The organism is Meiothermus cerbereus DSM 11376 (assembly GCF_000620065.1).
Lineage (GTDB): Bacteria > Deinococcota > Deinococci > Deinococcales > Thermaceae > Meiothermus > Meiothermus cerbereus.
Genome location: NZ_JHVI01000039.1, coordinates 1 through 16,456, shown reverse-complemented (window position 1 = coordinate 16,456; position 16,456 = coordinate 1). Strand labels below are relative to the sequence as shown.

General features: G+C 63.8%; 17 protein-coding genes and 1 pseudogene. 11 read left to right on the top strand and 7 right to left on the bottom strand.

Annotated features, from left to right (window positions below):
* On the bottom strand, positions 1–292 hold a 292-nt coding region (locus Q355_RS17330), incomplete at its 3' end, for a transposase (protein WP_156941925.1).
* Between the two features lie 221 nt (positions 293–513).
* Here Q355_RS17330 and Q355_RS0112530 point away from each other — a divergent pair.
* From Q355_RS0112530 to Q355_RS0112520, 3 genes are read left to right on the top strand one after another with little or no spacing between them, the layout of a single operon-like run.
* Positions 514–1,842 (top strand): TolC family protein, encoded by a 1,329-nt coding sequence (locus Q355_RS0112530; protein ID WP_036259476.1) that lies wholly within the window; start codon positions 514–516, stop codon positions 1,840–1,842.
* Positions 1,839–2,897, top strand: coding sequence for a TolC family protein (locus Q355_RS0112525; protein WP_027878108.1), 1,059 nt, complete (start codon positions 1,839–1,841; stop codon positions 2,895–2,897). The genes Q355_RS0112530 and Q355_RS0112525 overlap by 4 nt, the downstream gene beginning before the upstream one ends.
* Before the next feature lie 29 nt (positions 2,898–2,926).
* Positions 2,927–3,154 carry a hypothetical protein gene (locus Q355_RS0112520; protein ID WP_027878107.1) on the top strand — a complete coding sequence of 76 codons (228 nt, stop codon included), beginning with the start codon at positions 2,927–2,929 and terminating at the stop codon, positions 3,152–3,154.
* Positions 3,155–3,293: 139 nt separating this feature from the next.
* On the opposite strand, the gene Q355_RS0112515 is transcribed toward Q355_RS0112520, so the two are convergent.
* On the bottom strand, positions 3,294–3,998 hold the full coding sequence (locus Q355_RS0112515; RefSeq protein WP_156941924.1) for a hypothetical protein: 705 nt from the start codon (positions 3,996–3,998) through the stop codon (positions 3,294–3,296).
* A 151-nt stretch (positions 3,999–4,149) separates the two neighbouring features.
* Between Q355_RS0112515 and Q355_RS0112510 the strand changes: the two genes are divergently transcribed.
* The 5 genes from Q355_RS0112510 (at position 4,150) to Q355_RS0112490 (ending at position 8,706) form a co-directional block, all read left to right on the top strand.
* Positions 4,150–5,496 (top strand): efflux RND transporter periplasmic adaptor subunit, encoded by a 1,347-nt coding sequence (locus Q355_RS0112510; protein ID WP_027878105.1) that lies wholly within the window; start codon positions 4,150–4,152, stop codon positions 5,494–5,496.
* Entirely contained in the window at positions 5,493–6,206 is a 714-nt protein-coding gene (locus tag Q355_RS0112505) for an ABC transporter ATP-binding protein (protein ID WP_027878104.1), read from the top strand. Before Q355_RS0112510 ends, Q355_RS0112505 begins: the two co-directional genes overlap by 4 nt.
* Positions 6,203–7,495: an ABC transporter permease gene (locus Q355_RS0112500; RefSeq protein ID WP_245597578.1), complete on the top strand. Its 1,293-nt coding sequence runs from the start codon at positions 6,203–6,205 to the stop codon at positions 7,493–7,495. Before Q355_RS0112505 ends, Q355_RS0112500 begins: the two co-directional genes overlap by 4 nt.
* Positions 7,496–7,566: 71 nt before the next feature.
* Positions 7,567–8,109 (top strand): hypothetical protein, encoded by a 543-nt coding sequence (locus Q355_RS0112495; protein WP_027878102.1) that lies wholly within the window; start codon positions 7,567–7,569, stop codon positions 8,107–8,109.
* A 9-nt stretch (positions 8,110–8,118) separates the two neighbouring features.
* The gene (locus Q355_RS0112490; RefSeq protein WP_027878101.1) at positions 8,119–8,706 is read left to right on the top strand and encodes a YceI family protein; all 588 of its coding nucleotides are present in this window, start codon (positions 8,119–8,121) and stop codon (positions 8,704–8,706) included.
* Here Q355_RS0112490 and Q355_RS0112485 read toward each other — a convergent pair.
* The 3 genes from Q355_RS0112485 to Q355_RS0112475 form a co-directional block, all read right to left on the bottom strand.
* Complete coding sequence (locus Q355_RS0112485) at positions 8,681–9,229, bottom strand: LOG family protein (protein ID WP_027878100.1); 549 nt, start codon at positions 9,227–9,229, stop codon at positions 8,681–8,683. The genes Q355_RS0112490 and Q355_RS0112485 overlap by 26 nt on opposite strands.
* A 56-nt stretch (positions 9,230–9,285) precedes the next feature.
* Entirely contained in the window at positions 9,286–10,125 is an 840-nt protein-coding gene (locus Q355_RS0112480; protein ID WP_027878099.1) for a DMT family transporter, read from the bottom strand.
* A gap of 78 nt (positions 10,126–10,203) precedes the next feature.
* Positions 10,204–12,171: a tetratricopeptide repeat protein gene (locus Q355_RS0112475; RefSeq protein ID WP_027878098.1), complete on the bottom strand. Its 1,968-nt coding sequence runs from the start codon at positions 12,169–12,171 to the stop codon at positions 10,204–10,206.
* A gap of 378 nt (positions 12,172–12,549) precedes the next feature.
* Here Q355_RS0112475 and Q355_RS0112470 point away from each other — a divergent pair, with 378 nt between their 5' ends.
* Positions 12,550–13,260 carry a response regulator transcription factor gene (locus Q355_RS0112470; protein WP_051529423.1) on the top strand — a complete coding sequence of 237 codons (711 nt, stop codon included), beginning with the start codon at positions 12,550–12,552 and terminating at the stop codon, positions 13,258–13,260.
* 24 nt (positions 13,261–13,284) lie between these two features.
* Positions 13,285–14,559, top strand: coding sequence for a sensor histidine kinase (locus Q355_RS0112465; RefSeq protein WP_027878096.1), 1,275 nt, complete (start codon positions 13,285–13,287; stop codon positions 14,557–14,559).
* Here the strand turns inward: Q355_RS0112465 and Q355_RS0112460 are convergent.
* Positions 14,547–14,855 carry an ATP-binding protein gene (locus tag Q355_RS0112460; RefSeq protein ID WP_027878095.1) on the bottom strand — a complete coding sequence of 103 codons (309 nt, stop codon included), beginning with the start codon at positions 14,853–14,855 and terminating at the stop codon, positions 14,547–14,549. The genes Q355_RS0112465 and Q355_RS0112460 overlap by 13 nt on opposite strands.
* 35 nt (positions 14,856–14,890) lie before the next feature.
* On the opposite strand from Q355_RS0112460, the pseudogene Q355_RS15895 reads away from it, so the two are divergent.
* Positions 14,891–16,119, top strand: a pseudogene (locus tag Q355_RS15895) (IS1634 family transposase); the annotation flags it as partial.
* On the opposite strand, the gene Q355_RS15890 reads toward Q355_RS15895, so the two are convergent.
* A partial coding sequence (locus tag Q355_RS15890) for an IS5 family transposase (protein WP_036259473.1) occupies positions 16,109–16,456 on the bottom strand: 348 nt, incomplete at its 5' end. The pseudogene Q355_RS15895 and the gene Q355_RS15890 overlap by 11 nt on opposite strands.

Below are 16,456 nucleotides of genomic sequence, written 5' to 3'. Positions count from 1 at the left end.
CTACCTGGACACGGGTCTTCTCCCGCAGGGTGGTATGGAGTCGCTCGATGAATCCGCTCTTTTTCCACAGCCTGAAGTAGTGATAGACCGTCTTCCAGTGTGGCAAATCGCTAGGCATCATGCGCCAGGAGCATCCAGAGCGAGTGATGTAGAAGATACCGTTGAGGATTTCTCGCCAGCTATGTTCCCTTGGTCTATGGGTGAAGCAGGAGGGCTCGGGCATTAGCGGTTCGAGTATCGCCCACTCATTGTCCGAAATATCGCTTGGGTAGCAGCTTGCTCGACTATTCATGCTCGATTATATCGTCTGGGAAAGTTTTAAGACAGTCTCTAACACAACCCTCTATAGCCCCTTCATACCGTAAGCTTTGCTTACGCGGTGGTACGGGATTCTTTCAGATTGAGGTGGGGGCTCCTGCCGTTTGGGTACAAGGGCCTTCACCAAAACTACACATCTCGTACTGAGCCTGTACACAAGGATCGCAGAATATTGGCTGCGGCGGAGGTAACGCCTTGAAGAGACTATTTCCAACCCTCGCAACCCTGCTGGCCCTGGCCCCTCCCGCCCTGGCCCAGGGCCTCGAGCTCCCCCAGGCCCTCCAGACCTTGCCCCGCACCCTGGACTGGAAAAGCGCCGACCTTAACTACGAGAGCGCAGTGCGGCAGCTCGAGGCCGCCCAGGCCGCCCTGGGCTTCAAGCTGTCGGGTGGGGCCGACTACAGCCTGCGCGAGAGCAGCGGCAGCAACCTGATCCTCTCCAGCACCGCCAGCATAGGGCTGCTGCCCTGGTCGAGCAGCGCCGATGCCGTGCGCAGCGCCGAGCGGGCCTTGGAACGGGCCGCCCTGACACGCCGCGACGCCCGCAACAACCTGTGGATCACCCTGCACACCCAGTACTTCAACCTGCGTCAGGCCCAGGCCGACCTGGCCGTTGCCCAGGCCACCCTGGCCCTGCGCGAACGCCAGTTGCAAATCGTTAGTGCCCAAAACCAGGCCGGTGCTGCTACCCTGAGCGAGTTGCTCGCGGCCCAGCAGAACCTGGACACCGCCCGCTCGGGGCTGGTGAGCGCCCAGGGAGCCCTCGAGCTCGCTCGCCTTTCGCTTTCCAACACCTTGGGCCAGAACCCCCAGCAGCTCGGCAGCCCCAGCACCCCCCCCGAGGAACCCAGCCTGCCCGCCGAAAGCCTGGAAGCCCTGCTGCAAAGGGCTCTGGAGAGTCGCTCCGACGTGCTGCGGGCTTTGTTGCAGCTTCGCGAGGCCGAAGAAAACCTGGCCAGCGCCGAGCGCGACCGCTGGATTCCCAACGCCTCGGTGAGCGCAGGCTACAGCAGCAGCGGCAACTCGCTTTCAGCGGGGCTGAACTTCAAAAGCGGCGTGGCTTCGGTCTCGGCGGCGGTGCCCCTGGTGCAGGGCACCGGCGGTTCGCCGGCCCAGGGTTACAACCTGGGGCTATCGCTAAGCGTGCCCCTCTTCGACCCCGTGAGCGACAGCCGCATCCACACCGCCCATACCGCTCTACAAGCCGCCCGGCAGGCCCTGGAAACCGCCCGCAAGGCCGCCGAGCTGGATGTGCGGCAGAAATACCAGGGCCTGCAGACCGCCAAAGCCGCCATTGCCGCAGCCCGAGCCGGCCTAAACGCCGCCAACCAGAACCTGCGCACGGCCCAGGCCCGGCTCCAGGCCGGAACCGGCACCGCTTTGGATGTGCAGTCGGCCCAACTGGGCCTGTTCCAGGCCCAGCGCAACCTCGAGGCCGCCCTCATCCAGGCCCAACTGGCCGCCCTGGCCTTGCAAAACGCCCTGGGCACCAACCTTACCGCAAGTCTTGGAGGAAATAGATGATTCACCTTGCAAAACGCTTTTTTTGGCTCCTGCCGACGCTGGCTTTTTCGGCTGGGCTGGCCCAGAACTCCCTGACCCTGGTACAGGCCCTTTCGCAGGCCTACAGCCGCGGCCCCTTGCTGCAAAGCGCCCAGGCCACCCTGCAAAACGCCACCCTCCAGCTCAACGCCCTCAAGGCCGACCCCAGCACCCTGATTGTGGCCCTCACCCAGGCCGAGCACAACGCCCGGCTGGCCCAGGTCAACCTCGAGGCCACCCGGCTTTCGGTCATGCAGAGCGTGGTGAACGCCTATATTGGCCTCTATGAAGCCCAGCAGAACGTGGCGCTGTTCCAGGCCCAGGTAGCCCTGAACCAGCGCAACCTGGAGGTGGCCAGGGCCCGCCAGGCTGCCGGTAATGCCACCGCGCTGGACGTCTCGCGGGCCCAGACCACCCTGGACAGCTCGAGGCAATCCCTGACCAACGCCCAGTCCCAGCTTCCGGTGTTGGCCGCCCAACTCGCAACGCTGTTGGGCCTGAGCGACCTGGGCAACCAGACCATAGCCGCCCCGCCGAACCCCCTTGCCCTGCAGGCCGACCTCGAGGCCCTGCGCAACGGTCTGTTCGAGCGCCTCCCCAGCGTGCTGCAAGCCCAACAGGCCGTGGAACTCTCCCAGCTCAACGTCAAACTGGCCGACAACGACTACACCCCCGCCGTACAGCTCAACACCGCCAAAACCAGCCTGGAAAACAACCTGCGCACCCTGCAAACCGCCCAGCAAAACGCCCAGACCAGCCTGACCAACACCTACCAGGCTGCCCAGAACGCCTATCGCAACATCGCCCTGGCCCAGGCCAACGTGACCAACGCCCAGCGGGTCGTAGAGCAGAGCCAAGCCGCCCTGCGGGCCGGCACCATCTCGGCCTTGCAACTGCAAACCGACCAGGTCTCGCTCCGAAGCGCCGAGTACGGGCTGGTGCAGGCTGTGGGCAACTACTGGAAAGCCCTGGCGGCCTTTTCGGTAGCCGCCGGCCAGGACTTCACCGGCCTGGTGCGGGCGGCCAGCGCGCCCTAGCCCCACCACACCCTGCTTTAGGGGAAGGCATGATAGACAGTCTCGAGCAAATCCAGGCCCGCAACCGCCTGCTGCTGGAAGAGATGCGCCAGGAGGCCCAGCGGTTCATCGAGCTGCTCGAGGCCTGGGCGGCTTCGGACGACGAAGACCTGAAAGCCGAGCTCGTGGCTCAGGTTACTACCCTACGCATCCATGCTCAGACGCTCGAGAAGGGTTTTGAGGCCGAGCTCGAGGCCATGCCCGAGGACGAGGGGTAAGTACCCCTGAAACTCTTGCCTTCGGTTCCCACCAAGCATGAAGCCTGATAATGCGACAGGGAGCTACTTTGGCAACTTCCGAACTCACCTGTCTTGCGCGGATTTGTATCTACGGGACAGTGCAATGATGGGTTGGGCCTCATGTCAGTTGATTGCAAAACTTACGTGCTGTTTCAATGAAGTCATTGATACGCTCAAGCGGTTCAAACCAGTAAACGTCCTCATCGGGGTATTGTTTAGAAACCACCGAGTTCGTGAGAAGGTCTTTGCCTGTCAACTCTCTCAGTCTATTTATGTACTTATCATCGATTACACCAAGGTTGTGAGCATAAAGGTGACGATGAAGCATTAGCTCCTGGATTGTAGGTAACTCAGGCAACTTCTCGAGATCAATACCGACAGTGCGTAGCAAGGGTATGGCCCCATCAGATTTGTTCCAAGGCATGAGGCGTTGAAAAATGTTTTGTTTGTACAGCCGATCTTGTCGAAGTTGGGAAAGATTCTTATATCCCTTCTTATACATATAGTAGTCACGTAAGCAGGTTTCTACTGAAGCAGCAGCGCGAATTAGCGTACCCATGTCAAAGAATTTGTCAGAAAGACGCTGCGTCCATACATCCCAATAGGTAGAGCACTCGGGAAAGGTTTTCTTAGTCTCCGATGTTAGAACATAGTCATTCAAAGCCTTTTTTAGCATATGACGAGCGAAGTAGTGGGTTTCTGCAACTCTTTCGATTTCGGGATTGCACATTTTGAACCACCTTGTGCTTTTTGAGGCACTATCAGTGATGCTCTTTATGGACAACATCTCATACCAGAGTTTTATCTGACGGGAATATTTCACACAGCTCGCAAAAATAGCTACAAAAATTCCTTGATAGATTCATACTAGGCATAACACTTTCCAAGATCAAGCGCGGTGGTGTGTCTTCACCAAATCTTCGCATTGCGTACACTGAACGTTGGATATTCTGGAAGAAAATCGTGGGGTGAACATGACACAAGCCCGTTCCCGTATCCGCGTACCCTGGCTTTGGCTGGTTGTGGCTCTGGTGTTGGCCGGTCTGGGGGGTGCGGCCTATTGGTTCTTGCGGCCCAAGCCCGCCAGCGCTGCCCCTGCGCTCGAGACCGCCCCGGTGCAGCGGGGGTTGTTCCGGGTCTCGGTCTCGGGGCCGGGCACCCTCGAGGCCGTCCAGAGCCTGGCGGTTAAGCCTGCCGTCAACGGCACGGTGCTTAGGCTGCCCAACGTGGGCGACCGGGTGCAAAAAGGCCAGCTTGTCGTAGAGCTCGACCCCACCAACTACAACCGCGCCCTGGAGAACGCCCGGCTGGCGCTGCAAAAAGCCCAGGCCAACCTGGACAAGCTGCGGGCCGACCAGGCCAGCACCCAGGCCACCAACCGCCAGAACATCGCCAGTGCCGAGGCGGCTTTTGCCAACGCGAGGCGCGACCTCGAGGCCGCCCGCACCAACCTCGAGGCCACCCAGAAGCTCTTCGACCTGGGCGGGGCCAGCGCCCAGAGCCTGCAAAGCGCCCGCGATGCCTACGCCAAGGCCCAGGCCAGCCTGGAAATCGCCCAGGTCAACCTCAACACCGCCCGCCAGGCCCTGGCCTTGCGCAACAACGCCAACGCGCAAGATCTGAAAAACGCCCAGATTGCCTTAGAGCAGGCCCGCCTCGAGGTCAAAAACGCCGAGGAAAACCTGGCCAATACCAAAATCTATGCCCCCTTCGATGGGGTGGTCTCGGAGGTCAACGCCCAGGTGGGGAGCATCGGGGTGGGGGCCACGGTTAACAACAGCACCGCCCTGCTCACCCTGATTGACGACAGCAGCGTTAATCTGCCGGTGCAGATTGACGAAAGCGAGATCGCCAAGGTTAGGGTGGGTCAGAAGGTCGAGGTGACCCTCGACGCCTTCAGCAACGAGACCTTCCAGGGGGTGGTGACGGCCATCTCGCCCAGCGCCCGCATCCAGCAGAACATCGCGGTGTTTTACGTAACCGTCAACATACCCAACCCCGAGCGCAAGCTGCGGCCCGGCATGACCGCCGAGGGCGAGATTATCGCCGAGGAAATCCCCAACGCCCTCACCATCCCCAAGCGGGCGGTGCAGACCGTGCGCAACCGGGCCTACGTGGACGTGCTGCAACCCGACGGCGGCAAGGAGACCGTGCGGGTGGTGCTGGGGCCCGACGATGGGGTGAACCAGGTAGTGCTGGAGGGCCTCGAGCCGCGCCAGAGCGTGGTCTTGCCCAGCCGTGCACCTGCGAGCTCGAACAGCTCGAGCGGACAGGGGGGCCTGCGCCTGCCCCTCGGCGTACCAGCGGGAGGTGGCCGGTGACGGTGGTCGCACTCGACCAGGTGCGCAAGGTGTACAAAAGCGGGGCGCTGGAGTTCGAGGCCCTCAAAGGGGTTTCGCTGGAGATTCGCACGGGCGAGATGGTGGCCCTGATGGGGCCCTCGGGCTCGGGCAAAACCACCCTGATGCAGATTATCGGCCTGCTCGACCGCCCCACCGAGGGGCGCTATGTCCTGGCCGGGCGGGACGTGACCACCCTGACCGAAAACGAGCGGGCCGAGGTACGCAACCAGGAGATTGGCTTCGTTTTCCAGGCCTTTCACCTGCTGCCGCGCCTGAACGTACTGGAAAACGTGGAGGTGCCCCTCACCTACGCCGGTTATAGCCCCCACGAACGGCGGGAGCGGGCGGTTGAAGTGCTGCACAAGGTGGGGCTGGGGGACAAGCTCAAAAACCTGCCCTCCCAGCTCTCGGGCGGCCAGAAGCAGCGGGTGGCCATCGCCCGGGCCCTGACCCTGCGCCCCTCCATCCTGCTGGCCGACGAGCCGACCGGCAACCTCGACTCCAAAACCGCCGGCGAGGTGATGCGGCTGTTCCAGGAGCTCAACGACGAGGGCACCTGCGTCATTATCGTGACCCACGAGGCCGACATCGCCGATTACACCGGACGCATCGTGCGCATTCGCGACGGGCAGATCGAGTCCGACGGCCCCAATCCCCACCGCAAACGGGCTGTAGGAGGTTTGGCATGAGCGCATCCATGGTAACGCAAGCGCCCAAAAAAGTGCGTTCGCACGCAGCCGGAATGAACCTTTGGCAGGTGTTCCGCATCGCCTGGCGGGCCATTCTGGGCAACCCCTTGCGCTCGGTTCTAACCACCCTGGGGGTGATTATCGGGGTGGCGGCGGTGGTGGCGCTGACCATGGTGGGGCAGGGCTCTACCGCCAACATTACCCGCACCCTGCAGAGCCTGGGTACCAACCTGCTCACCATCGGCAGCAACACCGGAGGGCGGGGCGGGGGCTTTGGCCTGGTGCGCTTTGGGGGGCCCCAGACCATCACCCTGGCCGACGCCGAAGCGGTGAAATCGGCCTTCGCAGGCCGCCTGGCCGGCGTGGCCCCGGCCTTGCAAAGCAACCAGCAGATCAAGGTGGGGGCCAACAACCTCAACGCCACCGTGATTGGCACCTGGCCCGACTACGCCGGTGTTCGCAACGCCCAGCCCGCCCAGGGCAGCTTCTTTAGCGAGGCCGACCTGCAAAGCCGCCGCCGGGTGGCGGTGATCGGCTACGGCATCGCCCAGGACTTGTTCGGCGGCCAGGATCCTCTGGGGCAGCGCCTGCGCATTGCGGGCATCTCCTTTACGGTGGTGGGGGTGCTGCCCGACAAGGGCGACTCGGGCTTTGCCAGCCCCAACTACCAGGTGATGGTGCCGCTTTCGACCTTCCTGCAGCGCCTTTCCCGCAGCAGCACCGGCGAGCCCAGGGTGAACGCCATCTACGTGCAGGCCCCCGACAAGGACTCGCTCACCCGCTTGCAGCAAGAGCTTACCGACTTTATGGCCCTGCGCCGCAAAATCACCGACCCCAGCCAGTACGACTTTAGCGTGCAGAACCAGGCCGACGCGCTGGCCTCGGTGAACCAGGTGACCCAGACCATGACCCTCTTTCTGGGCGGGGTGGCCGGAATTAGCCTGCTGGTGGGCGGCATCGGCATTATGAACATCATGCTGGTCTCGGTAACCGAGCGCACCCGCGAGATCGGCATCCGCAAGGCCCTGGGGGCCAAGCCCCGCGATATCCTGACCCAGTTTTTGGTGGAGTCGGTGGTGCTCTCGGTGGGGGGCGGGGTGCTGGGCATCTTTTTGGGTCTGGCGATGGCCGGCAGCGTGGGCCAGTTTTTGCGTGTCACCCCCATTTTCGACCCCTTCAGCATGGTGCTGGCCTTCGTGTTCTCGGTGGCGGTGGGGGTGTTCTTCGGGTTTTATCCGGCCTCGAGGGCCGCCCGGCTCGACCCGGTGGAGTCGCTCCGCTACGAGTAGCCCGGGGCCGACCCCAGCTCTTTATGGCTTCTACACAAATCCCTGGCAAACTCTTCACGCAAGGAGGAAAGATGAAACAATGGTTGAGTCTTTTGGTGATGCTGGCGCTGGGCCTGGCTCTGGCCCAGGGCGGGCCACCCAACCTCAGTCCGGAGATGCGGCAGCGGCTCGAGGCCTACCGTCCGGTGCTGGATCTGGTGGCTACCATTGGGCTTCTGGACGAGCTGGACAAGCAGCGGGGCCTGGCTTTTACCAAGGCCCAGGCCCAGAAGCTGCTGCCCATCCTGCGCGACCTGCAAAACCGCGCCGACCTGAAGCCCGCCGATGCCAGCAAGATGCTGAGCACCATCGAGGACAGCATCCTCACCCCGGCCCAGCTCAAGTGGATCGACCAGACCATCCTCCAGCAGCGGGAGGAGGCTCGCCAGCGGCGTGAGGCCGGGGGGCAGAACCCCCAGGCCGGTCAGGGCAATTTCCAGGGCCAGCCGCGCCAGGGCGGGCCAGGGGGGTTCTTCCAGGCCATAACCCAGGGCAAGCCCTACAATCCCTTCAAGGAACAGCCCCGCACGGCCGATAACCTCAAGAACCTGATTGCCCTGTTGTCCAAAAAGTAAGGGGGGGTTATGTCGCGGCTTTTCGCACTGCTGCTTTTGTGCGGGGTCGCGCTGTCCCAGAGCCGGCTCGAGCTCGTCCCGGCCCAGAGCGAGGCCCGCTACCGGGTGCGCGAACAGCTTGCAGGCATCAACTTCCCCACCGATGCGGTGGGGGTCAGCAAGCAGGTGCTGGGGTTGGTACGGCTCGACCGGAATGGGCGGGCCCTCGAGGGCTCGCGTTTTGCCGTAGATCTTTCGGCCCTCACCAGCGACGAAGCCCGACGCGACAATTTCATCCGCCGCAACACCCTCAACACCGCCCAGTACCCCCTGGCCGAGTTCGTACCCCGGGAGGTGCGCGGCCTGAGCTTTCCGCTGCCCACAAGCGGCAAGGCCAGCGTGCAGATTGTGGGCGAGCTGAAGATCCGCGAGGTGCAGAAAAGCGTCACCTGGGAGGGCGAGGTGGAGTTTCGCGGCGATACCGCCACATTGCAGGCCCGCACCCGCTTCACCTTCCGCGACTTTGGCCTAACCCAGCCCCGCGTACTCTCGGTGCTGAGTGTGGACGAAAACATCCGCCTCGAGGTGAGCTTTACCTTCCGGGTGCTGGAGCGTTAGCGAGCCCCTTCAGGAAGTCTTGCAGGCTTTGCAGTGAGTCAATGGGGATAAGCAGGCCGAGGTTTTCCGGGGTGACCTCGAGGCCGGGCCGTAGGACCTCGAGCCACCCCACATGCACCCCCAGCGGCTTTTGGGGCTTGCCGTGTAGCTGGGCAATATGGTTCAGGTTCCAGGCCGCCAGTATCTCGGCCAGGGTACCCACCCCGCCCGGCAGGGCCAGACAGGCCATGCCCACGTCAATGAGCCGCTCGATGCGGGTGAGCAGTGAGGAGGAGGGCAGCTCCAGATCCACGTGCAGGTTGGGCCCGTCGCGCTGGGGGAAGAGGCTGGGCGCGGTGATGCCCACCACCAGCCCCCCGCCCTCCTTGGCGCCCTGCGAGACGGCCTCCATAGCCCCGTTGTAGCCGCCGGTAGCCACGCCAAAACCGGCCTGGGCAATGGCCAGACCCCAGGCGTGGGCCTCGGCAAAAGCGGGTGTACCCGGCTGTACCCTGGACGAACCAAACACCGTAATCAGACGCATAGCAACAGCCTACCGGCCTGGGGTCGAAAGCTGAAGCCCCAAGACCCAACCACCCATCAGCCCGAGGCAATCAGGGCAATGGCCACCAGCGAAAGCAGCACCCCCAGGGTCTGGCCCTGGCTCAAGCGCTCACGCAGCAAGCCCCAGGCCAGGAGGGCCGTAAAGGCCGGATACAGCGAGGAAATTACCGCAGCCACATCCAGCCGACCCGCCTGGGCTGCCACCAAAAAAAGCACATTCCCCCCAGCATCGAGCAGACCGGCCAGACCCACCAGCCCCAGGGTAGCGGAAAGCCCGGTCTCCCGGCGCAGCAAGCCCATCCGCCAGACCAGCCCGAGCATCAGGGTGGTTGCCACCAGCTTGGCCAGGGCCGAGGGCCAGAACAAACCCTCCACCTGGTGAATGAGGGCAAAGTAACCGCCAAAACCCAGCCCGGCCAGAAAAGCGTAGAAGAGCCCCTGGGAAGGGCCGGTGGCCCCTTCGGGGCGGGCCGCAAGCCAGACCCCCAGCAAGCCCACCGCAAAGCCCATCTGTTGCAAGGGCGCCGGCAGACCCTCGAGGAAAACCCCCACCAAAGCAGCCAGGGCTGCCCCCACCACCCCCGCGATGGGCGCAGCCAGGCCCATCTGCCCAAACTGGAAGGCCCGGTACAAAAACACCAGGCCCACACATCCCGCCAACCCAGCGGCGATGCTCCAGGGGATATCCTGGGGTTGAAACACCTCTGCACGCAGCAAAGCCAAGAGCGTAAAAAGCAGCAGCCCCGTGGCGTGCACCAGCAGGGCAATTAGGTAGGGGTTGAGCCTGCGGGAGGCCACCCCCCCGCTGAAATCGCCTGCGCCCCAGGAAACCGCCGAGAGCAGCGCAAACGTGACCGCAGCCAGTTCTGGGCTCACGACATACCCCGCAAGAGCTCTTCCAAAATCAACCAAGACCTCCAAGAACATGTATCGTTCCTGCTACAAAACAACCTTTTAGCGAGGGGCTGGCGAAAGCCAACCGATGAAGCCGTTGACCACATCCCCATCCCCAATCAGGTCGGGCTGGCCCACCACCGCCTCGAGGAAAGCCCGCACCAGGGCCTCGTCGGCCTTTTGCAAGAGCTCGGCGATGCTGTTGCCGCTGTAGGGGCCGCTGGTGAGTTTGCGGCTCAGGTTGGGGATTTGCTGAGCCCGGGGGGCCACCTCGTGCAAGGCGGCCTGGACTTGCTGAATCGCCAGGGCCTCACCCTCCGGCGAGAGCATCTGCGCGCCGCTTAGCAGGGGTGCGTTGCTCAGGTTGCGTAGTACGATGCCGGCCGTGTAAAGCTGGCGGGTCAGGCTGGGCTTGCCTGCGGTGAGCTCGAGACGGGCCTTGGCCGAACCGTAGAGCACCTCGAGGGTGTAGGTACCTTCGCGCGGCAGGCGCACCGCCGCCCCGGTCTGCACGATACCGGTAGTCAGGGGGCGAGCCGCCACCGCCTTGTTGGCACTTTGCAGCACCTGACCCTGGGCATCCAGCAAACGGGTCACCAGGGTTCCCGAGGCGAGATAGGGAAAACCCTCGATTCGGACCTGGGGAAAAACCGCCTCGCCCGCCCCAAAGGGACGGGCCTCGAGGTCATCCGCCCGCAACATCAGGCGCTCTAGCGAAACCTCCACTTTGGCCTGCTGCATTTGCGCCACCGCCCGTTGGGCCCAGGCCACCAACGGGCTTTGGGGGTTGTTCTGCACGAAGCGCTGGTAGTGGCTCCGGGCCCGCTCATTCAAACCGGCGCGCTCGGCCAGATAGCCCTTCCAGAATTCCAGCCGGGGCTGGCCCGCCTCCTGCAAATCCTTCAGGGCGGCCTGAAATTCCTGGCCCTCATCCACCCGTAGCGCCAGGTTGTAGGCTTCCCGGGCACCCAGATGGTCGCCGTAGAGCGCCCGCACCAGCCCCAGGTTGTAAGCCGGAACAGCGTATTCCTCGCGGACCTGCGCCTCCAGCTTCAGCGAGCGCAGCGATGCGCTCACCGAGCGGGCGTAGTCACCCAACAGATAATGGGCCCAGCCCAGGTTGGTCCAGTAGAGGTTTTTCTCAGCCAGTAGCGCCGCCGCTCGTTCCAAGGCGGTTTTGGCCAATTCTGCTTTGTTCTCGTCGAAGGCCGCGAAGCTCAGTTCCTCCCAGGCCAAAGGCATCTCGGGGGCCGTCTCGGTCAGGTTACGGGCCAGCGCAGCCCACTGCGGATCCTCCAAACCCCGAAACAACAGCAGGGCGGTGAGTCGCTCGTAGACCTTGCCTTCGGCCAGTTTGCGGGCCGCGCTCAAAGCCTCCACCCGGCGGCGCTCGGAAAAATCTACCAGGGCCTGATAGGCCAGGGGTGGTTGGTTCTGCCGCACCCGGTTCCAGAAATCGTGCAGGTCTCTGGGCAGTTGCTCGGTAATCAACAGCGAGGCCACCCCATCGTCGCGCAGGGCCACCGCCGCCCGGTAGTAGGGAATGGGCAGGGGGCTGCCTTGCACGCCCAGGTCGCCTTGGGACAGCCGTGCCAGGTCGTTTTCCCGTACGGGCTCGAGCTTCCACCCTCCCGCTTTTACTCCCACCTGCGCCGCCGTCCAGTACATCGCCAGTTCGGGCCGGCTGAAGCGTGCTTTGCGAATGCCGCGCTCGTCGGCCAGAAACACCCGCACCCAACCCTGCCGGTCTATTGCACCCACCAAAAGCCAGGTAGCGCCGCTAATTTCTCGAGCCAGCCGCGCACCCCCGGCCGTGCTCAGCGAACCTGCCGCCAGGTCGTAGCTGCCCTGCCAGGGCATGTCCGGCAACAAGATAGCAGCCAGCGAAGGCGGCGCCACCCCCAGCCCCCCCGCTACCGCCTGTGCAATGGAATGGCCTCCTGGCCCCGAGAACGGCAGTACTACGCCTTTGGCCCAGGCCGAGGCCGACAACACCACGACCAGCAGTACCCGAAACCAGCCTGTCATTGGGTTATCTTACCCGGAGGGTAGGTTGTATAAGAACTACACTAGGGAGCATGAAACGGTGGTTACGAATTTTCGGCTTCTTCCACATCTGGCCTCCTTTGTCCATGGGCCAGAGGATGCAACAGGGCTGGTCAGCCGACGGTTACTTTTGCTGGGGATTGTGCCGATGGCTCCTATCGCGTTTCACTTTATTTTTTGCCGCCAGGATTGGCGGCAAAAAACGACTCCTGTACAGTTTCGGGGATTACCAGGTTTTTTCCGATAACCGCTCCGGCCGCTGTACTGGTGCAAGCACCAGGGTATTTGTGCAATCTGCTCTACATGCCAGCTTCACACAACCCACTCCGCCCCTTCATGAAGATGAGCGAAGGTGCTGTCATGGAACTGTCCACTACCGATACACTAAATGGGGTGGCATTGGTACTGGTGGTGGAAGACGAGCCGGAGATTGCCGAAATCCTCGAGGGCTACCTGCGCCGGGAGGGGTTCCGCACCGAGCGGGCCTCCGATGGCCCTCAGGCCTTGAACCTGGTTTGGGCAGCACAGCCCGACCTGGTGCTGCTGGACATCATGCTGCCGGAGATGGATGGCCTCGAGGTGCTGCGCCGCATCCGCAACCACGGCAACACCCCGGTGATTCTGGTGACGGCCCGTACCGAGGATCTGGACAAGCTGCTGGGTCTGGAGCTGGGCGCCGACGATTACATAACCAAGCCCTTTAGCCCCCGCGAGGTGGTGGCCCGGGTCAAGGCGGTGCTGCGCCGGGCAGTGCTGGCCGAGGCGCCCAAAGGCATCCTGCGGGTGGGGCCGCTGGAAATCGATAGCGAGAAGGTGGTGGCCCGCCTGGAGGGGTTGCGCCTCGAGCTCACTCCCACCGAGTTCCGCCTGCTGGAAACCCTGGCCCGCACCCCCGGCAAGGCCTTTTCCCGCGCCGAACTGCTCGAGGCGGCCCTGCCCGACTCCGACGCGCTGGAGCGGGTGGTGGACGTGCACCTCAAAAACCTGCGTAAGAAGCTCGAGGCCGCTGGCGGTGCGGGGCTTCTGGAAACCGTGCGGGGGGTGGGGTATCGCTTGTGGGTCGAGGCTTGATTGTTGCAGTCTCCTACTGTTTGTATGCACCTTTTCCATCGCATTGAAGTACGCCTGAGCCTGCTGATGGCCCTGGTGGCTATTACCACCAGCCTTTTGACGGTGGCCCTCAACACCTTCCAGCGGGAGCGAACCTTTCGAGAGCTGCCCCCTGAGGTGCGGGACTTTTTGCGGCGCAACGAGGGGCGCCCGCCCAGCCTGAGCCTGACCCCCGAGCTGCGGCAGATGCTGGCAGAGGGCCGCGCAATACGGGTACAGATGCGCCCCTCGGATAACCCCGACAACCCCAACCCAATTTTCTGGATCACTGCCCTGGACAGCCCCGATGCACGGCCGGTTCGGCTACAAGCCCCGCCCCGTCTGCGCCGACCCAGCCTGGAGGCCCGTTTGCAGCAAAATCTGCTGATTGCCGGCCTGGCCGCCACCGGGCTGGGGGTGTTGCTGGCGCTGGTCTTTGCCCGGCGCATCGCCCGACCCATCGAGGCTATTTCCGACGCGGCCAGCCGCCTGGCTCAGGGCGATTTCGCCGCCCGTATCGTCACCCCTCGAGGCGAGGACGAGGCGGCCCGGCTGGCCCGTAACTTCAATCGCATGGCCGAGGCTTTGGAGCAACTCGAGGCCGAGCGACGGGCCATGATTGCCGATATTGCCCACGAGCTGCGCACCCCCCTGACGGTGATGCAGGGCCGCCTGGAGGCCATCCAGGATGGGGTAATGCCCCTGGAGATGGGCGAGATTGACCGCCTGCACCACCAGGCCGCCCTGCTCTCGCGCCTGGTCGAAGACCTGCGCACCCTCTCGCTGGCCGACGCGGGGCGGCTCAACCTGACATTGCAACCTATGAACCTGGTCGAGTTGGTGGGCCGGATGGCTGCCACCTTTCGGGCTGCGCTAAAGGCCCGACAAGTCGAGCTCGAGCTGAAGCTACCCGGTCGGGCCATCCCGATACAGGCCGACCCCGACCGCCTGGCTCAGGTGATCGGGAACCTGCTCTCCAACGCCCTGGAACATACGCCAGCGGGAGGGAAGATTGCCCTGGAAGTCACCTCAGACACCACCCAGGCCTACCTGCGGGTGCAGGACAGCGGCCCCGGCATTCCGGCAGAAGCGCTAAACAAGGTGTTTGACCGCTTTTACCGGGCCGAAGCCTCGCGCTCGAGGGCCACCGGCGGCAGCGGCCTGGGGCTTTCCATCGTCAAAACCCTGGTGGAGTTGCACAGAGGAACCGTGGGGGCCCACAACCGACCCGAAGGCGGGGCGGTTTTCGAGGTGAAGTTCCCGCTCGATCAGGCCGATTGAACCCGAATCCACAGCTCGGCTGCGAGGCCGTGGGGCTCGAGGTTTCTCAATACCAGCCGACCGCCGTGTACCTGGGCTACCTGGGCAGCCACGCTCAGGCCCAGTCCGTTGCCCGGCACACGGGTTCCGGGGGCGCGGTAGAAGGGCTCGATAGCCCGCTGCAACACCTCCGGGGGCATACCCGGCCCTTCGTCCTGCACGCTCAGAATGGCAAACTGCCGGTCGTCGGAGTGGCCGAGCTCGACCTGCACGGCTGCTTTGGGGGCATACTTTTGCGCGTTGTTCAAAACCGACATTCCGCACCCCTCCCCCCATGCCTTAGGATTTTGGGATGGAAACCCCACCCAACCTACAGGTCTACGACCTGGGCCACCTGGGCCTGGTGGCTAGCGTGCTGGACAGAATCCGGTTGGTGGAGACCGTGGACCGCCTCGTGGGCCCTAGGCCCGGGGAAAAGGTCTCCACCGGTATGGCCCTCAAGGCCGCCATCTTGAACGCCCTGGGCTTCGTCGCCTCCCCCCTCTACCTCTTCGGCCACTTCTTCCAGGGCAAGCCCACCGAGCACCTCCTGGGTCCCGGCATCACCCCCGACCTCCTCAACGACGACCGCATGGGCCGGATGCTGGACGACCTCTTCGAGGCCGGGGTCACCGAGGTCTTCCTGGGGATTGCCCAGGCGGCCCGAAAGGCTTTCCCCTTTCCGGTCCAGGCTTTGCACGTGGACTCCACCAGCTTCCACGTCCACGGGGTGTACGGGAGCGGGGAAGAAGGCCAGACGGTCGATGCGGGGGATGAACCCCTGGCCATCCGCCTCACCCACGGCTATTCCCGGGATCACCGCCCTGACCTCCAGCAGTGGGTGATGAACCTGGTCTGCGCCGACACCGGGGGGATTCCCCTGCTCTTCGCCCCCGGGGACGGAAACCAGTCGGATCGGGAGGCCCTGGTGCCTCTATTAGCCCGCTACCGCCAGGCCCTGGACCTGGGGGCGGTGGTGGTGCTGGATGGGGCCAGCTACAGCCAGGAGAACCTCCGGGCCCTGGAGGGGTTCTCCTGGATTCTGCGGGTGCCCGCTACCCTCAAGGAGGCCCGGGCCCTGCTGGAAGGGGAGTTTCCGCGAGAAGCTTGGACCCCTCTGCTCCCGGGGTACCGGGGGCTGGAGGTGGAGCGCGAGTACGGGGGTGTGCGGCAGCGCTGGCTCCTGGTGGAGAGCGAGGCCCGGGCCCGGGAGGAGGAAGAGGGCCTCCGGCGGCGGGTGGCGCGGGCGGAGGGGGAGGCTGAGAAGGCGCTGGGGAGGCTCCTTTCCCGGGGGTTCGCCTGCGAGGCGGACGCCCGGCGGGCCCTGGAGGAGGCCAGTGGGAAGCTTCCCTACCACCGCCTGGTCTACCTGGGGGTACAGGAAGAGCGGCACCGGGGGCGGGTGGGGCGTCCCCGGAAGGGGGAGCCGCCCCTCTCGGTGAGCTACCGCCTCCTGGCCCGCTTGGGAAGCTAGAGCGGGCTCGGCAGGGGCTGGGACGGTTCCTCCTGGCCACCAACGTCCTAGAGTCTGCTAAGAAGCCGATCGTAAACCATCAAGAACTTTCGGTAATAACAGAATCGAGAAGGCCAGCCAGTGAAAACCCTTCAGCGTTTCGGTAAGTCGTTCGTAGTCACGCGCCAGCCGACGAAAACGAGCCATCCAGGCAAAGCTGCGCTCAACTACCCAACGCCGGGGAAGCAACACGAAGCCTCTTTTGGCTTCCTCCAGCTTGACCACACACAGCGCTATCCCTTCCTGCGCAGCCGCCTGCTCCGCCTCCGAGCCTGTATAGCCCTGATCTACGTATGCGATTTCGACCCGCTGGTTGGTAACAGCTTGCACCGCCTGGGAGAGCTCCCCCACCTGGCTGCGTTCCTG